This is a genomic window from Pectobacterium nicotianae (genome assembly GCF_023272715.1).
Taxonomy (GTDB): domain Bacteria; phylum Pseudomonadota; class Gammaproteobacteria; order Enterobacterales; family Enterobacteriaceae; genus Pectobacterium; species Pectobacterium brasiliense.
Genome location: NZ_CP096821.1, coordinates 3,519,942 through 3,539,539 on the forward strand (window position 1 = coordinate 3,519,942; position 19,598 = coordinate 3,539,539).

The 19,598-nt window shown below is 56.2% G+C and carries 18 protein-coding genes; 7 read left to right on the plus strand and 11 right to left on the minus strand.

Annotated elements, in window-relative coordinates; translation table 11 throughout:
* Positions 1-55 precede the first annotated feature (55 nt).
* Positions 56-631 (plus strand): spermidine N1-acetyltransferase, encoded by a 576-nt coding sequence (gene speG, locus MYB54_RS15800; protein WP_010284156.1) that lies wholly within the window; start codon positions 56-58, stop codon positions 629-631.
* A gap of 40 nt (positions 632-671) precedes the next feature.
* On the opposite strand, the gene MYB54_RS15805 is transcribed toward speG, so the two are convergent.
* Genes MYB54_RS15805 through ybbA form a run of 3 tightly spaced genes read right to left on the minus strand, consistent with a single transcriptional unit; the run spans position 672 to position 4,121 of the window.
* Positions 672-920 carry a hypothetical protein gene (locus tag MYB54_RS15805; RefSeq protein ID WP_039554379.1) on the minus strand — a complete coding sequence of 83 codons (249 nt, stop codon included), beginning with the start codon at positions 918-920 and terminating at the stop codon, positions 672-674.
* A gap of 43 nt (positions 921-963) precedes the next feature.
* A complete protein-coding gene (ybbP, locus tag MYB54_RS15810; RefSeq protein WP_248721041.1) occupies positions 964-3,393 on the minus strand; it encodes a putative ABC transporter permease subunit YbbP in 2,430 nt (809 codons plus the stop codon).
* A complete protein-coding gene (gene ybbA / locus MYB54_RS15815) occupies positions 3,390-4,121 on the minus strand; it encodes a putative ABC transporter ATP-binding protein YbbA (RefSeq protein WP_010284146.1) in 732 nt (243 codons plus the stop codon). The genes ybbP and ybbA overlap by 4 nt, the downstream gene beginning before the upstream one ends.
* Between ybbA and tesA the strand changes: the two genes are divergently transcribed.
* The 3 genes from tesA (at position 4,044) to MYB54_RS15830 (ending at position 6,497) form a co-directional block, all read left to right on the plus strand.
* On the plus strand, positions 4,044-4,727 hold the full coding sequence (tesA, locus tag MYB54_RS15820) for a multifunctional acyl-CoA thioesterase I/protease I/lysophospholipase L1 (RefSeq protein WP_071822632.1): 684 nt from the start codon (positions 4,044-4,046) through the stop codon (positions 4,725-4,727). The genes ybbA and tesA overlap by 78 nt on opposite strands.
* Before the next feature lie 28 nt (positions 4,728-4,755).
* Positions 4,756-5,526, plus strand: a complete 771-nt coding sequence (locus MYB54_RS15825; protein WP_248721042.1) for an SDR family oxidoreductase — start codon at positions 4,756-4,758, stop codon at positions 5,524-5,526.
* Between the two features lie 110 nt (positions 5,527-5,636).
* A complete protein-coding gene (locus MYB54_RS15830) occupies positions 5,637-6,497 on the plus strand; it encodes a co-chaperone YbbN (RefSeq protein WP_014914584.1) in 861 nt (286 codons plus the stop codon).
* A gap of 426 nt (positions 6,498-6,923) precedes the next feature.
* Here MYB54_RS15830 and MYB54_RS15835 read toward each other — a convergent pair whose 3' ends face one another.
* Positions 6,924-8,117 carry a nicotinamide mononucleotide deamidase-related protein YfaY gene (locus MYB54_RS15835; RefSeq protein WP_014914583.1) on the minus strand — a complete coding sequence of 398 codons (1,194 nt, stop codon included), beginning with the start codon at positions 8,115-8,117 and terminating at the stop codon, positions 6,924-6,926.
* Between the two features lie 221 nt (positions 8,118-8,338).
* Between MYB54_RS15835 and tyrP the strand changes: the two genes are divergently transcribed.
* Positions 8,339-9,547: a tyrosine transporter TyrP gene (gene tyrP, locus MYB54_RS15840; RefSeq protein ID WP_248721043.1), complete on the plus strand. Its 1,209-nt coding sequence runs from the start codon at positions 8,339-8,341 to the stop codon at positions 9,545-9,547.
* 144 nt (positions 9,548-9,691) lie between these two features.
* Here the strand turns inward: tyrP and MYB54_RS15845 are convergent, their stop codons facing one another.
* Positions 9,692-10,231, minus strand: a complete 540-nt coding sequence (locus MYB54_RS15845) for a YfaZ family outer membrane protein (RefSeq protein WP_039274709.1) — start codon at positions 10,229-10,231, stop codon at positions 9,692-9,694.
* Positions 10,232-10,480: 249 nt separating this feature from the next.
* Here MYB54_RS15845 and MYB54_RS15850 point away from each other — a divergent pair, with 249 nt between their 5' ends.
* Entirely contained in the window at positions 10,481-10,693 is a 213-nt protein-coding gene (locus tag MYB54_RS15850) for a catalase (RefSeq protein WP_234830661.1), read from the plus strand.
* Position 10,694: 1 nt separating this feature from the next.
* On the opposite strand, the gene menE is transcribed toward MYB54_RS15850, so the two are convergent.
* The 6 genes from menE to menF all read right to left on the minus strand — a co-directional run bounded on the left by menE (position 10,695) and on the right by menF (position 18,020).
* On the minus strand, positions 10,695-12,179 hold the full coding sequence (gene menE / locus MYB54_RS15855; RefSeq protein WP_248721044.1) for an o-succinylbenzoate--CoA ligase: 1,485 nt from the start codon (positions 12,177-12,179) through the stop codon (positions 10,695-10,697).
* Positions 12,167-13,144 carry an o-succinylbenzoate synthase gene (gene menC, locus MYB54_RS15860; RefSeq protein WP_248721045.1) on the minus strand — a complete coding sequence of 326 codons (978 nt, stop codon included), beginning with the start codon at positions 13,142-13,144 and terminating at the stop codon, positions 12,167-12,169. The genes menE and menC overlap by 13 nt, the downstream gene beginning before the upstream one ends.
* Positions 13,144-14,001 (minus strand): 1,4-dihydroxy-2-naphthoyl-CoA synthase, encoded by an 858-nt coding sequence (gene menB, locus MYB54_RS15865; protein ID WP_010301311.1) that lies wholly within the window; start codon positions 13,999-14,001, stop codon positions 13,144-13,146. Before menB ends, menC begins: the two co-directional genes overlap by 1 nt.
* Before the next feature lie 5 nt (positions 14,002-14,006).
* Positions 14,007-14,807 carry a 2-succinyl-6-hydroxy-2,4-cyclohexadiene-1-carboxylate synthase gene (gene menH / locus MYB54_RS15870; RefSeq protein WP_248721046.1) on the minus strand — a complete coding sequence of 267 codons (801 nt, stop codon included), beginning with the start codon at positions 14,805-14,807 and terminating at the stop codon, positions 14,007-14,009.
* The gene (gene menD, locus MYB54_RS15875; RefSeq protein ID WP_248721047.1) at positions 14,795-16,477 is read right to left on the minus strand and encodes a 2-succinyl-5-enolpyruvyl-6-hydroxy-3-cyclohexene-1-carboxylic-acid synthase; all 1,683 of its coding nucleotides are present in this window, start codon (positions 16,475-16,477) and stop codon (positions 14,795-14,797) included. Before menD ends, menH begins: the two co-directional genes overlap by 13 nt.
* A gap of 220 nt (positions 16,478-16,697) precedes the next feature.
* Positions 16,698-18,020, minus strand: a complete 1,323-nt coding sequence (gene menF / locus MYB54_RS15880) for an isochorismate synthase MenF (protein ID WP_248721048.1) — start codon at positions 18,018-18,020, stop codon at positions 16,698-16,700.
* Positions 18,021-18,421: 401 nt separating this feature from the next.
* On the opposite strand from menF, the gene MYB54_RS15885 reads away from it, so the two are divergent.
* Positions 18,422-19,591 carry an MFS transporter gene (locus MYB54_RS15885; protein ID WP_248721049.1) on the plus strand — a complete coding sequence of 390 codons (1,170 nt, stop codon included), beginning with the start codon at positions 18,422-18,424 and terminating at the stop codon, positions 19,589-19,591.
* The last annotated feature ends 7 nt before the right edge of the window (positions 19,592-19,598 follow it).

Consider the following 19,598-nt stretch of genomic DNA (forward strand, 5'->3'; position numbering starts at 1 on the left):
TAGCGTGACCTCGGTAACTACGGTTCACGTCCCTTTTATCAATTAAGGATTCACTATGTCCGGTACGAGCAATTCCGTTCGGCTACGACCGCTGGAGCGGGACGATCTCACTTTTGTTCATCAGTTGGATAACAATGCCAGTGTGATGCGTTATTGGTTTGAAGAGCCTTACGAGGCTTTTGTCGAACTCAGCGATCTGTACGACAAGCATATTCATGACCAGAGCGAGCGGCGCTTCATTATTGAACACGAGCAGACCAAAGTCGGTCTGGTTGAGCTGGTGGAGATTAACCATATCCACCGCCGCGCGGAATTTCAGATCATTATCGATCCCGCGTATCAAGGCCGCGGCTACGCCAGCACGGCAGCCAAGCTGGCGATGGATTACGGCTTTTCGGTGTTGAACCTCTACAAGCTGTATTTGATTGTGGATAAGGAAAACCAGAAGGCGATCCACATCTACAGCAAGCTCGGGTTTGAGGTCGAAGGCGAACTGATCCACGAGTTTTTCATCAACGGTGAATATCGCAACACGATCCGCATGTGCATTTTCCAACATCAATATCTGGCGAAGCACAAAACCGTGACGGGAACCGGCGGCGAAGCGCCGGGAAGTTCCATCAGTCAGTAAGGTAAAAAGATCGAGTTTCTCTGTTATCCGGCATCAAAAATTATGCAGCGGTGAGCTTGACCGCCGAGTGAGCGACAGGACGTCGCGAAAGCCAGTGCCGCGTAGGGAACGCGTCACTGGCGGCTCGGTTAGCGGTCATGAACACCGATGGAACCGCGTAGCGGCATAATTTAGCCAGAAGCCAGGGTTCGCAGGGCTGCGGCGCTTGAGCGCCCTGCGTCGGGCGCTTATAAGGTTTTGCATAAACGTGGCGGCGGTACTGCGCACGAAACTTTCTCTGTGTTTGCATAGCAATTCGTCCCAGAGAAAATGGCGTATTCTTATACGCAATATTACCCCGAAAACTGCCGGAACAGTGCTTTACCTCGTAAGAGTCGTAGTCCCAGCCAGCCGCCGCAGAGCGACAGAAGGAACGCCGCGATTAACGGCAGTGCTATCCACATCCCGATATTCGGTTCCCAGGCAAAGTTAAAGACCTTGCGCTGCAACAGCCACAGGGCCGACTCTGCGCCAATCGCCGCCGCCGTTCCCGCAACTAAGCCCAGCACCGCGAACTCACACCACAGCGTGGTACGCAGCAAGCGCAACCCGGCCCCCAGCGTTCGATACACCATCAGTTCCTGACGTCGCTGACGCATCCCGACCTGAATCTGAGCCAGCAACAGCAGCACGCCACAGAACAGGACCAGGATGACCATAATCTCCAGCGCGCGACTTACCTGCTGCAAGACCTGCCCAACCTGACGCAGAATACTGCCGATATCCAGCACGCTCACCGTCGGGAACTGGCGATTCAGTTGCGTAATCATCTTCTCGTCGCCATCGTAGCGGAAGCTGGTCAGCCAGGACTGCGGCTGGTTATCCAACGCCCCCACAGGGAAAATAAAGAAGAAATTCGGGCGCAGACTTTCCCAATCCACCTGACGGAAACTGGTCACCGTAGCGCTAAATGGCTGCGTGTCGCCGGTAAAGGTCAGCGTATCACCAATCTTGATCCCCATCTCTTTGGCTTCTTTCTCTTCCATTGAGACTTCGCCCGTCTTCGGCGCTTCGCCCTCTACCAACACATTGTGTTGCGGGATCCCGTTCATCCAGGTCAGGTTCAGCTCACGGTTCACCGTGTTACCCCCCGGATCGTCCTCGTGGATCACTTCCGTCGCAACCTGCTGATTAATCTCCGTCAAGCGCGCACGAATAATGGGGAAGAACTGCTCCGGCATCACCTCATGCTGAGAAAGGAAATCCCTTATCTGTGGCACCTGATCTGCCGTGATATTCAGCAGGAAATAATTCGGGCTACCCGGCGGCAACTGCTGCTGCCAGCGTTCCAGCAAATCACCGCGCATCACCAGCAGCAGCGCCAATAGCATGAAGGACAGCGAAAACGCAGCCAGTTGACTGAGCGTCGACCACGGCTGGCGCAGCAGGCGATTAATCGCCAGACGCAACGCCAGTCGTTTAACCGTCAGACGCCGTAGCAGCAGCAGGCCGCCCCAACCAATCACACCCAAAAGTAGCGACAGCACCGCCACGCCGCCAAGCAGCGACCACAGCAGTACGCCGCCACCGGACAACACGGCTAGCAGCCCGACGACAATAATCAAGACGATCGGCAGGTAATAGCGCAGCGGCCACACGTTCGCCACCACATCCTGACGCAACACGCGCAGCGGCTGTGTCGCCAGCAGCAGTCGATAGGGACGCAGCCCAACCAGCAGTGAGATCAGCACCAGCGATCCCAGCGCCCATACCCACGGCCATAGCCCGGAGGCAGGCAGTGTCGCAGGCAGCACCGGCGCCAGCATTTTCATCAGCAGCGCCTCAAACCCCAGACCAAGCACGCTACCGCAAACCGCCGCCAGACCAAGCACAGAAAGCCACTGCCCGATGATTAATCGCCTCAGCGCCTGTTTGCCTGCCCCCAGCGTTTTTAGAATAGCGACCAAATCATAGCGGCTGCGGCAGTAGTGCCCCATCGCCACCGCGACTGCGGCAATAGACAACAGCAGCGTCAGCAGCGCCGACAGCAACAGGAACTGCTGCGACCGCTTTAACGACTGGCTCAGCGCCCCTTCAGAATCCTCCATGCCATACCAGCGCTGATCGGGCTTGAGCTGCGGCTTGATGAAGTTGCTGAATTCACTAATTTGCTTCTCATTGCCAGAAAACATGTAGCGCCAGGTAATGCGGCCCCCAGGCTGAATCGCCCCCGTTTTCTCGACATCGTCCAGATTCATCAGAATACGTGGCGCAGTCTCAAACGGATTGAAGCCGGAATCCGGTTCCTGAATCAGTTCACCGCTGATGCGCAGCGAGGTATCGCCGACGTCCAGCATGTCACCGACTTTCAGCTCAAGTAAGGCAAGCAGGCGTGGAGCCACCAGCACCGTTCCCGCTTCCGTATGCAGCCCTTCGGGGCGCGTCTGCAAGTTGCCGTACAGCGGATAGCGTTGGTCGGTGGCTTTAACCTGCGCCAGCTGCGGCGTATCGCCCGCAAACGTCATGGTCATGAAAGAAATCTGGCGGCTAAGCGTCAGCCCGCGCTGCTCTGCTTCCTGAAGCCAGGTGTCCGCGACAGGCCGCGATGCACGCAGCACGCGGTCGCCTGCCAGAAAATCTCTACTCTGCTGGCTGAGCCCTTTTTCCATGCGGTCGCTGATCGTGCCCAACGCCAGCACACAAGCCACAGCCAGCGTTAGCGCCAGCCAGACGATCAATAAGGAAGGAGAGCGCCATTCGCGCCAGAACCACCGCCAGCTCATGCGTCCTCCCGCAGCTTGCCGTCGACTAACCGCAGACGTCGTTCACAGCGCGCCGCCAACTGTTCATCGTGCGTCACCAGAATCAGCGTGGTGGCATAATCGCGATTGAGGGAAAACAGCAGATCAACGATGCGTTCACCGGTTTTACGATCCAGATTCCCAGTAGGCTCATCGGCAAACAAGACGTTAGGACGACCGCTGAACGCGCGCGCCAGCGCCACACGTTGCTGCTCACCGCCGGAAAGCTGAGCGGGAAGATGATGTAAGCGCTCACCTAGCCCGAGCTGCTGTAACAGCTGCTCGGCCTGACCACGGCTGTGGCTGTCGCTTTCACCGCGCAGCAACGCAGGTAATTGCACGTTCTCCAACGCATTCAGCGTCGGCACCAGCATGAAAGACTGAAAGACAAAACCAACATGCTGAGCGCGCAGCGCCGCACGACCTTCTTCATCCAATGCGTTGAGTGACTTGCCCATCAGGCTCACGTCGCCTTCGGTGCCATCATCCAGCCCGGCCAAAATCCCCAGTAAGGTCGATTTCCCCGAACCAGATTCCCCAATCAGGGCAATTGTCTGCGCAGGTTTGACAATAAGCTCAACTCCGGTAAGGATGGAAAGCCGATTTTCTCCCTGACCAACGTGCTTACTAAGATGATGAACTTCAAGAATGTTTTCTACGTGCGCAGTTTCGCTTGGCGTAGCACTCGCTGGGCTGGTCTTCGCAAACATGTTTTCGTCCTTTTGCTTCTGGGATTATGCAGCGTACGCGCTTTCGCCGCTGACACATTATTAATTCTGGGCGATAGCCTCAGTGCGGGCTATCAGATGCCGGCCGCTAACGCGTGGCCAACGCTGCTGAACACACAGTGGCAGACGCAGAAAAAAGGCATCGCGGTGGTTAACGCCAGTATTAGCGGTGACACCACCGCACAAGGGCTGGCGCGACTTCCTGCCCTGCTGAAACAGCATCAGCCACGTTGGGTATTGATTGAACTGGGCGGCAATGATGGGCTCCGGGGATTTCCGGCAGCCAATATCGAGCAGGATCTGACGAAAATCATCACGCTGGTCAAACAGGCTAACGCCCAGCCGTTGCTCATGCAGATCCGTTTGCCGACCAACTATGGCCGTCGCTACACCGAGTCATTCAGCAATATCTACCCCAAATTGGCGGAGCAGTTTGCACTTCCGCTGCTGCCTTTCTTTATGGAGCAGGTGTATCTTAAACCGGAGTGGATGATGGAAGATGGCATCCATCCAACCCGGGATGCCCAACCGTTTATCGCAGAATGGATGGCGAAGCAGCTGGAACCCTTAGTTAACCATGAGTCTTAATAAATAGGCTTTTGAATTAGGTAAAGTTATGCAAAAAACGGTCTTCATTACCGGTTGCTCCAGCGGCATTGGCCTGATTGCCGCTCAGGATCTGCAAAAACGTGGCTATCGCGTGATTGCAGCCTGCCGTCGTACAGAGGATGTTGCTCGCCTGACCGCGCTAGGTCTGGAAGCGATTACGCTCGATCTGGATGACAGCGCCAGCGTGGAGCAAGCCGCTGCGGAGGTGATCAGACTGACCGATAACCGCCTGTACGGTTTGTTTAATAACGCCGGATACGGCCTGTATGGCCCGTTGAATACTATTTCGCGCCAGCAGCTTGAACGGCAGTTTTCCAGCAACCTGTTCGGCACGCATCAGCTCACACAGCGGTTATTACCTGCGATGCTGCCGCACGGTGAAGGCCGCATCATCCAGACCAGTTCCGTGCTGGGACTGGTGTCAACGCCGGGTCGCGGTGCGTATGCCGCCAGCAAATATGCGCTGGAAGCCTGGTCAGATGCGCTGCGTATGGAATTACACGGCAGCGGCCTGCACGTCAGCCTGATCGAGCCCGGTCCAATCAGTACGCGCTTTACCAATAATGTCGCACAGACGCAGACGGACAAGCCGGTCACCAACCCCGGCATCGCCAAGCGCTTCACGCTGCCGCCGGAAGCGATATTACCGAAGCTCCATCATGCGCTGGAAAGCTCACGGCCTAAATTACGCTATCCCGTGACGCTGGTGGCTCACGCCTTAACCTGGCTGCGTCGTTTGCTACCGGGGTGTCTTCTGGATAAGGTATTACGAGGATAAGGTCGCAGAGGGCGATGTATTGCGCACTCACCTCTGCACAAGGCTTGTAAGTGACACCAACAGGCCCCATCTAAGAGTCAAATGAATTCAAGAAGTAAGAGAGACTACTCATGTTAGAACAACAAGCGACTATCGTTGACGTCAATGAATCCAACCTGCATCAGGTATTGGAACACTCCACGACACTGCCAGTCCTGTTTTACTTCTGGTCGGGGCGTAGCCAGCACTGCCTGGAACTGGAACCGGTACTGGACAAGCTGGCGCAGGAATACGCCGGGCAGTTTGTTCTGGCGAAGGTTGACTGTGATGCCGAACAGCGCGTAGCCGCCCAGTTTGGCCTGCGCTCAATCCCAACCGTGTATCTGTTTAAAGACGGGCAACCGCTGGACGGTTTTCAGGGGCCACAGCCGGAAGAAGCCATTCGTGAGTTGCTGAAACGCGCGCTGCCGAAAGAAGAAGAGCTGAAAGTCGCACAGGCGCAGCAACTGATTCAGGAAGACAAACTGCCGGAAGCGATGCAACTGCTGAAAGACGCCTGGCAACTCAGCCAGCAGCGCAGCGACATCGGTCTGATGCTGGCAGAAGTACAGATTCAGATCAACCGCAGTGAAGATGCGGAAGCCGTGTTGGCCACCATTCCTTTGCAAGACAGGGATACCCGCTATCACAGCCTTGTTGCCCAGATTGAATTACTGAAACAGGCAGCAGATACGCCAGAAATTCAGCATCTACAGCAGCAGTTGGACGCCGACCCGAAAAATGCGGAGCTGGCAGTACAGCTGGCGCTGCAACTGCATCAGGTTGGGCGTAACGAAGAAGCGCTCGAACTGCTGATGGGCTTCCTGAAGAAAGATCTGGCCGCCGCTAACGGCAGCGCACGTAAAACGCTAATGGACATCATGGCCGCCCTCGGCACCAGCGACGCCCTCGCCGCCCGCTACCGTCGACAGCTCTACTCGTTGCTGTATTGATTCTCTTGTGGAAAAGGCCAGAACGTTGATTCTGGCCTTTTTATTTTCAGGCGAATACCCGTCTTATCGTTTTATGCTGAATTGCTGTGATAGTTTCGGGCGTGCTAACTCGGCGTAAAAAATTATGCTGAGGAGATAGCTGGCTTCGGATGAGCCGCAGGACGCGGCGAAAGCTTGCGCCACGTCGGGAACGTGTCGCAAGCAGTCCGTTAAGCCAGATACCGACGAAGGTATCGCGTAGCGACATAATTCTCGCCGAAAGCCTGGGGTCACGGGGCGAGCGGCGCTTGAGCCGTCCCGTGTCGGGCGCGTGCTACGAGGTAGCATAAGATAACGGTATTATCGCGCACGAAACTAACCCCGAAAGCCGAATAGAAGTGTGGCTAAGGCAGGTTAAGGATAAGATCCTCGGTAATTCCCCGCTGACTACAGCGTCTTCAGCACCGTAATCCAACCGTGTCCGCCGTACACTGACCAGCCGTTTAGCCAGCGGCGCAGCATGTTCATCGCCAGCATCGCAACGACTTCCTGATGCGTTTTCAGGCTGTAACGCTGTACATTGAACTGTATCGTTTGGGCGAAAGATCCTTCCGGCGTATGCAGCGCTAAGGACAGCTCAGCATCATTCCGGTTACCCACAACCAGCGCTAACGACGCCCCCTGACGCTCCGCCAGATGGCGAGCATAGTCCGCTAGCCCAGACAGAGTTGTATCCTCAACCTTTGCCAGCAGTTCTCCGCCTGCCAGCGGCGTATTTGCCGACTGGAGCTGCCAGTTGAGCAATCCTGCCGTGAAGTGTTCACTCACTGCCAGCGTCATATCACGCTCGGCCAGACGCCGTGCTAGCTGTGCCGGTAATCCTTCGGTTCCTTCAAAAATGGTATTTTCCCCTGCCACGGTGCGCACCGTTTCCCACAGTTGCTCCATGTTTTCCTGCTGTGCAGCAGGGCCGGTTAGCTTGAGCTCGATAATCGGCATAGAAGAGCGGTAGCCCAGCACCACGCCCGGCGGTAACGCCATGCCGTCCAACTGGCTTGCCAGATCGCTCTCGGATCGGCCAAAGGTGGTCAAGCGCAGGCACAGCGGGGCATCTGCGACAGCAAAACGCTCGCGCAGGCGCGGCATAATTTGCTGATCGACCATGACTTTAAACTCAGATGGCACGCCTGGCGTAAAAAACATCAGGCACTTGTTCAATTGCAGTGCAAAGCCACAGGCGGTGCCAACCGGGTTATCCACCATTTCCGCACTGGCGGGGATTTGCGCCTGCTTGCGATTGCTCGGTGCCATCACTCTGCCACGCTCGGCAAAGAACGCCTCCATACGCGCCAGCCATTCCGCGTGCTCAACCAGCCCTTCTCCTGCGGCGGTAGCCGCTGCCAACGCGCTGAGATCGTCGCTGGTCGGCCCTAAGCCGCCGTTCACAATCAGGATATCGGCTATCTGGCTACGCTGCGTTATCGCCGTCACCAGCGCATCGAGATCATCCCCCACCGTCATCCGGCTGGTCATCGGTAATCCCTGCTGAAACAGATAATCCGCCAGCCAGGCCGCATTGGTATCAATAATCTGACCATGCAGCACTTCATCGCCGGTACATAACATCTCGACCCTAAGCATTTTTTTATTCCTCGTGACGATCCTGAAACCACTTTAAAAAGTCGGATGAACAAACACAATATTTCTTTCAGCCCGCCACAAAATACGCCACCGTCGACGAACCTCACTCCAGTGTAAATATAAAATTACACCCCTCGTAACGGCGTTTTGACAGAAATCATTGAATACTCTACCCTGCTGCCAAAAATATCTGGATAGCCACGCTATTTATAGAGGAATAGGTGAAAAATCGTACTCTTGGCAGCATTTTTATCGTTGCAGGCACCACTATCGGAGCTGGAATGTTGGCGATGCCGCTAGCAACCGCCGGCGTCGGGTTTGGCACGACATTGATGATATTAATCGGTTTGTGGGCACTGATGTGTTACAGCGCCTTATTGCTGGTTGAAGTGTATCAGCATCAGCCCTCGCACACCGGGCTAGGCACGTTGGCAAAAATCTACCTCGGCCGATGGGGACAGTGGATCACCGGTTTCAGTATGCTATTTCTGATGTATGCGCTCACGGCAGCGTATATCAGCGGCGCAGGCGAGCTGCTCGCCAGCAGCATCAGCCAGTGGAGTGGCTACTCACTTCCATTATCCGCAGGCATTCTGCTCTTCACGCTGGTTGCAGGAGGCATCGTCTGTATCGGCACCTCCTCCGTCGATTTGTTTAACCGTATCTTGTTTAGCGGCAAAGTACTGATGCTTGTCATCATGCTGGCCGTCATGGTGCCGCATATTCAGCGAGTCAACCTCTTGACGCTGCCGCTGCAACAGGGTCTGACGCTCTCGGCATTACCCGTTATCCTGACGTCGTTCGGCTTTCACGGCAGTATCCCCAGTATCGTGCACTACATGGGTGGCGATAGTCGTAAGCTGCGCCGAATATTCCTTATCGGTAGCGTGATACCGCTGATTGCCTATATTTTCTGGCAGCTTGTGATGCTGGGCAGCCTCAGTTCTTCAACATTCAACGCTATTTTGGCCGATCAGGCGGGATTGAATGGGTTGATGCAGGCTATTCGCACGCTGGTTGCCTCACCGCACGTTGAACTGGCCGTCCACCTGTTTGCCGATCTGGCACTGGCGACCTCTTTCCTCGGCGTGGCACTTGGATTGTTCGATTATTTAGCCGATCTGTTTAAACGTAAAAATAGCATTATCGGGCGTGCGCAAACGGGCTTGCTGACCTTTATTCCCCCGCTGGTGTTTGCTCTCTTTTATCCGCAAGGGTTCGTGATGGCGCTAGGCTATGCGGCGATTGCGCTGGCCGTGCTGGCACTGCTTATTCCCGTACTGCTGAGTTGGCAGGTACGCAAACAGCGCCCTGAAATACGCGCAACGCGCGGTGGCGCGCCGGTCCTGGCACTGGTCTTCACCAGCGGCGTAGCGATTATCCTGATCCAACTGGCGATGGTGGCAGGCTGGCTACCGTCGATTAGTTAACCTTCTCATTGGTTAATCCAATACATAAAAAAACGCTGGGAGCGTTTTTTTATGCTCATAGGGTGACGGACAAGGATGTCCGTCATAAAAAAAGAGCGTGAACTCAACATTCACGCTCTTTTTCTTTCGAACTTCAGATAGCTATTAGAAGCTCAGACCAACGCCAATATAGGCAGAATCCGCCAGTCTGTTATCCGGGCCGTTCTCACGCGCCATGTTGATGTAGCGGTAGCCGACATCAACGCTCAGCGGTGCAAACACCTGCCAGCGTACGCCTGCTTTCCCTTCAACATAGTGGTCGACATGGCTGGAGAAGGAATCCGGTGAATAGTAACCTTCACCATACAGCGAGAACTGACGGCTCAGCGGCCACTGCACGCCACCGCCCAGTGCGACGCCATAGCCATCATTGCCGTGATCCTGATTCAGGTACAGCGCTTTACCACCCAGCGTCAGTTTGAGTGGACCAACAGGAATGGTGTATCCCAGGCCGAAGCCGTATACATCATTGTTGTTGTCGCCGTGGGCATAGCTCACATTGCCCGCAAGCCCAGGAATGCCCAGACCGAAGCCCGCACTGGCACCAGCGTAATCGCGACCTGCTTCCCCGGAAAGGCTAATGGCATGTACAGAAGCACTTGCAAGTAACAAGCTTCCCGCACAGGCAATCACAAACTTTTTCATTTTCAATATCCTTAAAAACCGTCGTTAAACGCGCGTGTAAAGGTGTTATCGTTGCCGATTCTACCCGAAACGCCCCCTCACTCCAGCATGAAATTGCCCTGAGCAGCGATTTATTCTTTTAAGAATCATGAAAGTTTGCCTTCAGCGCTGCTGACAATAGCAGCAATAAGCGCGGCCTATTTGCTCAAAAAAGACAAAGTGAATAATAGTAATCACCATGGATGACGATAAAACAGGCAGAAGGAAACGATGATGAGAGAAGGAAAATTAGCCACAAAAAAACGCGCTACGGCGATGGATACCCCTCACACGATGAGTTCCGACAGGCACAGCCCGATGCGGTTTCAGGACATGTGGTTTCTGGAGAAGCTGGCGCTGTTTGATCGTGAAACCAGCGCCAATAATCAGGCCAATCATCCGCGAAAGGTGGCGAAATCCGGCACCAGCGCACCGGACAACTAACCTACGACCGCGCTGCGCGGCCTGTTGTGTTGGGCGAATGGTGCATGGCATTGACCCAGCTTTTCACCTGCTGGCGAGAAAGCTTAATCCCACCATTTTTCAGTTCAGCGGGCAGCGCATAATACGCGACCGGGCACTGAAATCCGGCAAGCTGTGGCTGTAGCCAATCGCGTATTGCATCAAGCGTCGTGGCTTGTGCCACCTCCAATACCGCAACAGGACGGTGGCCGAACTCCGCATCGTCAACAGGCACAATGCAGGCCTGCTGAACATGAGGATGCGCCAACAATACGGCTTCGATATTCTCGGGCTGAATCCCTTCTCCACCGCTGAAGAATTGGTTATCCAGACGCCCCAGAATGTGCCATTCATCCTCGGCAAATCGCCCGCGATCCCGCGTGTGGAACCAGCCGTCATCATCGACCAGTGGAATCAGTTTTCCGTCACGCCAATAGCCCGCGGCCAGCGTGCTGCCACGCAGCAGAATTTCATCCTCCGCCAGCCGAATCTCTCGCCCGTGCAGCGGCATGCCGACGCCCGAACGCCCGTCAGCACGTTTCGCGCAGACCGTGGACGCCAGTTCCGTCAGACCATAGCCACACCAGCAGCTGACGCCTCGCGCTTCCGCCTGTTGTGTCAGCGCCTGCGGAATCATCGCGCCACCAAGCAATACGGCTTTCAGTGCCGAAGGGAATGTCCCCTCTGACAGCAGTCGCCACAGTTGCGTTGGAACCAGAGAAGCATGGGTGCAATCGCGCAATGCCCTATCCAGAGGCTGATGTGCGCGGACAACGAGCGTTGCCCCAGTCGCAAGCCAGCGCCAGACGATGCCCTGCCCGGAAACGTGAAAGAGCGGAAGTGACAACAGCCAGCTGTCGCTGGAGGAAAACGCCATCATCTGCACCACACCTTCCGCACTGGAGAGATGGGCAGCAAATGAATGCACCGCTGCTTTTGGCATCCCGCTGGAGCCGGATGTCAGCGTCAGCGTCGCCAGCCGCTCGGCCTGCCAGCGTAATCGATCGATGCAGTGACTTTCTTCGGTATCGCCTGATGGCGCAGAGTCTGGTGACAAAGAAATTGGCGGCAAAGAAAGCGTGCGTATCGCATTCGGCCACGGTTTATCATTCAGGCACAGACCATACGCCACATTCAGCGTGGGCAGCAGCGCCTCGGTTAGTGCATCAGGTAACTGTGGATTCAGCGGCAGCACGCGCACGCCGCACTGTAACAGCGCCAAATAGCTGAACAGCATCTGGACGCTATTTTTCCCGCGTAGCGCGACCGTACTGTCGGCCATCACACCTTGCAGTGTGAAATGCGCTGCCAGATGATCCACCCGCTGGGCAAGCGACTGCCAGTTCCAGCGGATTTCGTCGTCAATCAAGGCGACAGACTCATTCAACGAAACGGGTTCATTCAACGAAACAGGCTGGGACGTCTGGTTAGCCCAGTGTCGCCACGGCCAGTCAGTCAGGATTGCCATACCACGTCCAGTTGCTCAGCAGCCAGCAGCGGTAGCGCACTCTCCCGCCAGCATTGAATCACCTGCGCCTGCATCAGATCCAACGTGTCCAACCCTGGGATCGTGTCCGGCGTCAGCCAATGCGCCAAACGCGCCAGCTGCGTTAAGCCCAGACTGGATTCGATGCTGGAGCTGATCACCGCCGTTAATCCAGCCTGATGCGTTTCCTGCACCAGTTGCTGGCAGCGAGCGAGGCTGCCGACCAGCGTAGGCTTGATCACAATCGCGCTCACACCCGGCTCGGCTTCCACCCGAAAATCCGCCTCGCGCACGCTTTCGTCCCAGGCAATGCTGATACCCGTTTCCCGCGCAAACTCACGAGATTCCTCACGGGTTTTGCAAGGCTCTTCGAGAAAGGCAATGCGCGAACGCAATGACGGTGCAACGTAGCGGGCAAAGCCATCTGCTTTGGCACGCGTCCAACTGCGGTTGGCATCCAGACGGAGTTTCAGATCCGGCAAGGCTTCCAGCAGTACGTTAACGATCATGCCATCACGCACCGCTTCGTACAGGCCGACTTTGATCTTCGCCACTTTCTCGCCCGGCATCGCCTGTAGCATGTCAAACAGCTCGTCAGGATCGCCGCTGCACAATGGCGCTTTGCGGTAGTCCGCCGCCTGCGCCTGCGGCAGACGCTGATCCAGTTCGGCCTGCGCACAGCTCAAGCCAAAAGCAACAGAAGGCGGAAGATCGTCAGAAAATGCCGCCCCTGCCGCCCACGATGTTAGCTGTTCAAGCGCGGCTGATTCCGCCTCTGCCAGCGTTTCCACGCTGAATTCCGGCAGCGGCGCAATTTCGCCCCAGCCCAATCGCTCGCCGTCTTGCAGGCGAACGATAAACCCATCGCGGGTTTTCAGACGCTGATTGCGCAGCACCACTCCGGCTTCCATCGGCACGCTGTAACGATAGAGAGTGACCTGACGCATTACGGATTCCGTTTGAATTTGCTGAAGTCAGGCTGACGTTTTTCGTTGAACGCGTTACGGCCTTCCTGCCCTTCGTCCGTCATGTAGAACAGCATGGTGGCGTTACCCGCCAGTTCCTGCAAGCCAGCCTGACCGTCGCAGTCTGCGTTCAGTGCCGCTTTCAGACAGCGCAGCGCCATCGGGCTGTTTTGCAGCATTTCACGGCACCAGCGTACCGTCTCTTTTTCCAGATCGGCCAACGGAACCACGGTGTTAACCAGTCCCATATCCAGCGCTTGCGCCGCATCGTACTGGCGGCACAGGAACCAGATTTCACGCGCTTTCTTCTGACCGACGATGCGCGCCATGTAAGACGCGCCCCAGCCGCCGTCGAAAGAACCGACGCGTGGACCCGTTTGACCGAAGATCGCGTTCTCTGCCGCAATCGTCAGGTCGCACATCATGTGCAGAACGTGTCCGCCACCGATGGAATAGCCCGCGACCATCGCGACAACCGGTTTCGGACAGGTACGGATCTGACGTTGGAAATCCAACACGTTCAGGTGATGCACACCGCTGTCATCCTGATAACCGCCGTAGTCGCCGCGTACTTTCTGATCGCCGCCGGAGCAGAATGCCTTATCGCCAGCGCCAGTCAGAATGATCGTCCCGATGCCGTCGTCGTGACGGGCATTATCGAGCGCCTGAATCATCTCTTTTACCGTTTGCGGACGGAAAGCATTGCGAACCTGAGGACGGTTAATCGTGATTTTGGCAATGCCATCGATGGATTTATGGTAGAGAATATCGGCGAAGTCGCCGCTGCAATCGTGCCATTCAATCGGTGCGTAAAGCAGATCTTCACTCGGATAAAGCATAGTTATCAATCCTTAACGTGATGCAAAAGAAAAGAGCGAACCCGCTCGGCATAGGCCGTTGGATTCGCCTGATGAGCATTATGACCCGCCTGAGCCACGCTCAGTAACGGCAGGCCGTATTGCGCCGCCAGCGTTTGAAACTTCACGTCGCTGGCACCGCATAAGTAAACAAAAGGTATCGACAGGTGCCGGAGGCGTTCCGCTAAAAAGGGCTGTCGCCCCAGCGAGGTGGCTTCCAGCATTGCCGCAACGGACGCACCGTGATTCGCGCTGCGGCGCGCGATCAGCTGTTCACGCTGCGCTGAATCCAGATCGGCAAACACCACCTGCTGATACCAGTCCTGCAAGACCGCTGGCAGCGGCTCCTGACGAAAGCGTTGCGCCCAGCGTGCATCATGCTGGATACGCTCCGTACGCAATTCCGGCGTTGCCAGACCGGGATGACCGCCTTCGACCAGCAGCCCCAGCATGCCGTCATGTTGTCCGTTGCAGGCGTGATACATCGCGATACGCCCGCCGAGCGAATAGCCTAGCAGCCAGTAATTCTCAATGCCTTGATCCAACAGCATCTTGCTTAACTGGCGACTGACATCGGCAAAATCTGTTGTGGAAATCGTTCGCGATGCGCCGTGTCCGGGTAAATCCACCAGCAACACCGGCCAGTCACGACAAAACGGCAGAACGGGTAGCCAGTCTTCGCCACTGCCTAATAAACCATGCAGGCACACCAGCCACGGCTGCCCAGAATCCGCCGCGCCATGCGTCACCTTCCGGCAGCTTAGCCCTTGAAACTCTAGTGCGCCCACGTCGCCACCTGCGCGACCAGTTCATTAAGCGTTGCTGCGCCGTCCTTCGGTTCAACCACCACTTCCAGCAGCGTGACGCCGCCCTGAGTCCAACAATCCGCCACCGTATTCGCCAGCTGTTCCCAGCACTCGGCACGCACGTAATTCAAACCAAACATCGCGGCCGCGTGCCCGAATTCCACATTTTGTGGCATGCAGTAAAACGCTTCACGCTGAGCAACCGGCGTCGGCAACAGGGAAAATATCTGGCCGCCGTTATTGTTCACCACAATCAGCACCAGCGGCGCGGGAGCCTGACGCAGCAGCGCCAACGCATTCAAATCGTATAACGCGGAAAGATCGCCGACGATGCCCAGCGTGGCTTTTGACGTGGCACGCTGTACACCGGCCAGCGTGGAGATCAGGCCATCAATACCGCTGGCTCCGCGGTTACCGTACACCGGATATCCCTGCGGGAGTTGCGCCAACGCGTCGATCAGGCGTACTACAAGGCTGTTGCCGACAAATAGTTGTCCGTCCGGCGGCAACAGCGCCGGTATCCGCTGCGCCAGCTGCGCTTCACCAAAACGGGAAGCCAGATGCGCGTCGATCTGCCGCTGCGTTTTGTCGGCAATATCCGCCAACAAATCCGCCCACGGCGCTTGTTTATGTGCCGGGTGCGCAGACAGCCATTCGCCCACGTCCGCCACCAGACGACGCCCGCGATGGTGAGCCGGATCCAACCGTCCCGGTAAATCGTCAATTAACCAGAATTCTTGCGGCTGGCACTGTTCCTGCCATTGCAGCAGGCGCTTACCGGTCAGGCTGCCGCCGAACTGCAAGACAATTTCCGCCTGCCGCAGACGAGCCGCCGCGTCAGGATGCGCCAGCCAAATATCCGCACAGGGTAACGGCTGCCCGCTTTGCGACAGGACGTCACCAATCAGCGGCCAGCCCAGTTCGTTCGCCCACGCCGCGAGTCGCGCGCCTTGTTCCGGCGTCACGCGACCGGCGAGGACAACGCCCCGCTTCTGTCGCCACTGCGGCCAGTCCGGCTGTACCGCCAGCGTACTCTGACGCATTTCACGCAGCCAGGGTTCACGGCTGTTCCACCAGTCGCCCAGCGTCATTAACCAGTCCTGATACGCCGTGCCGTCATCGGCACCGTACAGCGGTTCAGCAAAGGGGCAGTTAATGTGCAACGCGCCGTGCGTCAGTCGCGCCATTGCGCTATCCACAGAGGAAACCAGCCAGCTAGCCGGAATGTCGGGCGTGGGGCGCGGTAAATCCAGCGCCAGCGTGGGGTGTGAAGCATACAGTGCATGTTGGCGAATCGCCTGATTCGCACCGCAATCAATCAGTTCCGGCGGGCGGTCGGCTGTCAGCACCACCAGCCGTTCGCCGGTCAGCCCAGCTTCGATGATGGCGGGATAAAGGTTCGCCGCGGCGGTGCCTGACGTCACGATAATCGCAACCGGCTCACGTGAGGCTTTTGCCAGCCCCAGCGCCAGATGCCCAAGCCCCCGCTCATCGAAATGCGTGTGGCAAATCAGTGCGTGATTGTCCGCCGCAGACAGCGTCAGCGGGGTGGAACGAGAACCAGGCGCGATGCAGACATGCCGGACACCGTGGCGGGTCAGCGATTCCAGCAGTAATGTAGCCCAGCGGCGATTAAATACACTTGTTGACATGTTGTACTCAACAACTCAGGTTGCAGGTTATTCCCGCCATCTTCCTGTGTACTGGCTGTATGCTCACAGAAAATGATGGATATAGGCAAAATACGAATGATCGAACTGTTGTCGGCCTGGTTGACCTTCAGCAAACATCGAGATCAGCCTTATTATATTTTTTTTTATCGCGCTGACTTTGATATAAACCAGTACCTCGCACAACAACCATAAAACAAAACTATGACATATCACCGTCTAACAGGGTTCTTAGCCCTGCTGCTTTGTTTTCTAACTCCTGCCATTCTTGTTCTGGATCAGAACCTGCCACAATTCCGGCTCCGGCATAAAGCGTTAAAACATGATCCCGCACTTCTGCCGAACGTAGCGCCACGCTGAATTCAGACTGCTGACGCGAAAGGTAACCTGCGGAACCCGCATACCAGCCGCGTTCAAACGGTTCATGTTCAGCAATAAAACGGCGAGCCTCTTGTCTCGGCAGACCCGCGACGGCTGCCGTGGGCTGTAACGCATTCAGGCACGCGCTATCGGATGCGGTGCGCAGCGTGGCGTGAATGGTACGGCGCAGATGCTGTACTTTACGCAGGCGCACAATTTCCGGCGGCATCACATCCAATGACAGCGCGGACTGCTGTAATCGCTGACAAATATCATCCACCACCAGCATGTTCTCGCACTGATTTTTGGTGTCATTCATCAGCCAGTTGGCCAGTTCCGTGGCTTTGTGCGCATCGCGATCGCTTGCCACCGTCCCCGCCAGCGCTTCCGTTTCCAGTTCGCTACCCCGACGGCGATAAAGCCGCTCCGGGCTGGAACCGAGAAACGCATGACGTGCATCGTGCGCCAGCATGAAATGGAAACAGTGGTGATTTGCCGCTCGGCTGGCGGCCATAAAAGTGGTGGCTTGTAGCGGCTGCGTCAACGTGAGTGTGGTTGCCCGCGCCAGAACCACTTTTTCCATCAGCCCGGCATTGATGTCATGCAGCGCGCGCTGGAGCAAATCGATCCATCCCTGACGCTCCGGCTGATGCCCAACGGACTGCACCTCCGCATGCAAAAGAGGCTGAGGAGCGGGTGGAAGAAGCAGATTAATAAACGCCGAGGCTTCAATAGCATCCTGCTGCAATGACGTGTCACTGAACAGATTAATAGTCAGGCTGAGCGTATCATCCTGACGCCGCAGTTCCGCACGGGGCAAAAACAGGTAGCCGGGTGAAGAAGCGCCGCCCTCTTTCGTTTGATTAAACGCGTTCAGCCCCCAGATGCGCACATCGGGATCGCACTGCTGCTGAACAAGGAATGCCTCAGCATCCTGAATGTGGTGAAACCCGCACACATTGCCGCACACGGCGGCTTCTTCACGATCCTGACGATGCTGCCAATAGAACTGGGGGTACACTGGCTGAGTCGCCAGCCACGGCAATAGCTCAGACGCGTCGTTGAGAGTCAACGAACGCGTTATTTGTCTGAAACCTGCGCGTTCAGGCTGTGGCTCGCGCAAATCCTGCTGCAGACGCTGCAGCAAGTCGGAAAGTTGTTTCACCGTTACCCCGGAGACCTAACACAAAGTAGGGGATTATACGGGAAAAAAACACGTCGTGGGTGAGAGGTTACGCAAGACCAACAGGCTACCCTCAGCAGGGTACGTCCCACCGCACTTTTTAGGGTTATCTTCATGACCATAACGGTGAACACGGGCTAAAATCGCACCAAACGGCAAAACGGGTCGCGCGCATCGCTCTAAAATCCTCTTCCATCATCATTATTGCTTCAATTGACCGATTCTTTTGCCGATTATCTAATCGGCATTTTTTTGCCCGCTCCACTCCCTCACCTCTACCTTCTTCCCTCACGCCAAAACCGTACATCAGGATTCTTTCCATTCAGACCGCTAACTATGGTAAAAATAGGCCTTTGTTACGTCGACTGGATAGCTTCATCAGGATGAGTACAACGCTGAATTCCAACCCGTTATGCATTAATCAGAATCTGCCAGGCAAGAAAGCACAGGCAGCCACGCGCATCGTTTTCTTTGTTGCGGGCTTTGCTATGGCGTCCTGGGCGCCGCTGGTGCCCTTTGTCAAAACGCGGCTGGCTATCAGTGATGCCTCTTTGGGGATGTTGCTGCTTTCTCTCGGTATTGGCTCACTCTTAGCCATGCCGCTGACCGGTTTTCTCACCAGTAAACTGGGGTGCCGCAGCGTTATTTTGCTGGCAAGCGCGCTGCTTTGTCTGGTCTTGCCCGCGCTGACGCAGGCAGAAACGCTGCCTCTGATGGCGATAACGCTGCTCTTTTTCGGCGCGTCCATGGGGATGATCGATGTCGCGATGAATATTCAGGCCGTCATCGTCGAACGGGCCAGCGGCCGGGCGATGATGTCCGGTTTTCATGGTTTCTTTAGCATCGGGGGGATTGTCGGCGCAGGCGGCGTCAGCGCCCTGCTGTGGCTTGGCCTGTCTCCGTTGATGGCAATTCTGGCGATTGTCGCACTTATGCTGATAGCGATGGTAACAGCGCATCAACACCTGCTGCGCACCACAAATCAAGATGAGGGCGGCCCGCTGTTTGTCATCCCGCGCGGCTGGGTGATGTTCATTGGCTCACTGTGCTTCATCATGTTTTTAGCCGAAGGGTCCATACTGGACTGGAGCGCCCTCTTTTTAACGGTTGAACGTAACCTGAGCGGCGCGCAGGCGGGCATGGGCTATGCGGCGTTTTCCGTCGCGATGACGCTGGGCAGGCTGAACGGCGATCGCATCGTTAATGCGCTCGGTCGCTATGCGATTCTGACCGGCGGCAGCCTCTGCGCCGCACTCGGTCTGGTGTTAACAATCAGCATTGATAATGCGATCACCGCCATTCTTGGCTTTGTGATGGTGGGTATCGGCGCATCGAATGTGGTGCCGATCCTGTTCAGCGCAGCGGGGAATCAAAAGATCATGCCGCCGAATCTGGCCATCGCCTCCATTACTACCGTAGGCTATGCAGGTATTCTGATCGGCCCGACCATTCTTGGCTTTATTGCACAGTTCAGCAATTTGGCTACCGCATTCGGGTTTGTCGCACTGCTATTGCTGGGCGTTAGCGCCAGCGCACGTGCCGTTATCCGCTAATCAGGAG

Excerpts from the sequence above, each read along its gene's own strand:
- speG (WP_010284156.1), top strand. The coding sequence starts at position 56 with ATGTCCGGTACGAGCAATTCCGTTCGGCTACGACCGCTGGAGCGGGAC.
- MYB54_RS15805 (WP_039554379.1), bottom strand. The coding sequence starts at position 920 with ATGCAAACACAGAGAAAGTTTCGTGCGCAGTACCGCCGCCACGTTTAT.
- ybbP (WP_248721041.1), bottom strand. The coding sequence starts at position 3,393 with ATGAGCTGGCGGTGGTTCTGGCGCGAATGGCGCTCTCCTTCCTTATTG.
- tesA (WP_071822632.1), top strand. The coding sequence starts at position 4,044 with ATGATGAACTTCAAGAATGTTTTCTACGTGCGCAGTTTCGCTTGGCGT.
- ybbA (WP_010284146.1), bottom strand. The coding sequence starts at position 4,121 with ATGTTTGCGAAGACCAGCCCAGCGAGTGCTACGCCAAGCGAAACTGCG.
- MYB54_RS15825 (WP_248721042.1), top strand. The coding sequence starts at position 4,756 with ATGCAAAAAACGGTCTTCATTACCGGTTGCTCCAGCGGCATTGGCCTG.
- MYB54_RS15830 (WP_014914584.1), top strand. The coding sequence starts at position 5,637 with ATGTTAGAACAACAAGCGACTATCGTTGACGTCAATGAATCCAACCTG.
- MYB54_RS15835 (WP_014914583.1), bottom strand. The coding sequence starts at position 8,117 with ATGCTTAGGGTCGAGATGTTATGTACCGGCGATGAAGTGCTGCATGGT.
- MYB54_RS15845 (WP_039274709.1), bottom strand. The coding sequence starts at position 10,231 with ATGAAAAAGTTTGTGATTGCCTGTGCGGGAAGCTTGTTACTTGCAAGT.
- MYB54_RS15850 (WP_234830661.1), top strand. The coding sequence starts at position 10,481 with ATGATGAGAGAAGGAAAATTAGCCACAAAAAAACGCGCTACGGCGATG.
- menE (WP_248721044.1), bottom strand. The coding sequence starts at position 12,179 with ATGGCAATCCTGACTGACTGGCCGTGGCGACACTGGGCTAACCAGACG.
- menC (WP_248721045.1), bottom strand. The coding sequence starts at position 13,144 with ATGCGTCAGGTCACTCTCTATCGTTACAGCGTGCCGATGGAAGCCGGA.
- menB (WP_010301311.1), bottom strand. The coding sequence starts at position 14,001 with ATGCTTTATCCGAGTGAAGATCTGCTTTACGCACCGATTGAATGGCAC.
- menD (WP_248721047.1), bottom strand. The coding sequence starts at position 16,477 with ATGTCAACAAGTGTATTTAATCGCCGCTGGGCTACATTACTGCTGGAA.
- MYB54_RS15885 (WP_248721049.1), top strand. The coding sequence starts at position 18,422 with ATGAGTACAACGCTGAATTCCAACCCGTTATGCATTAATCAGAATCTG.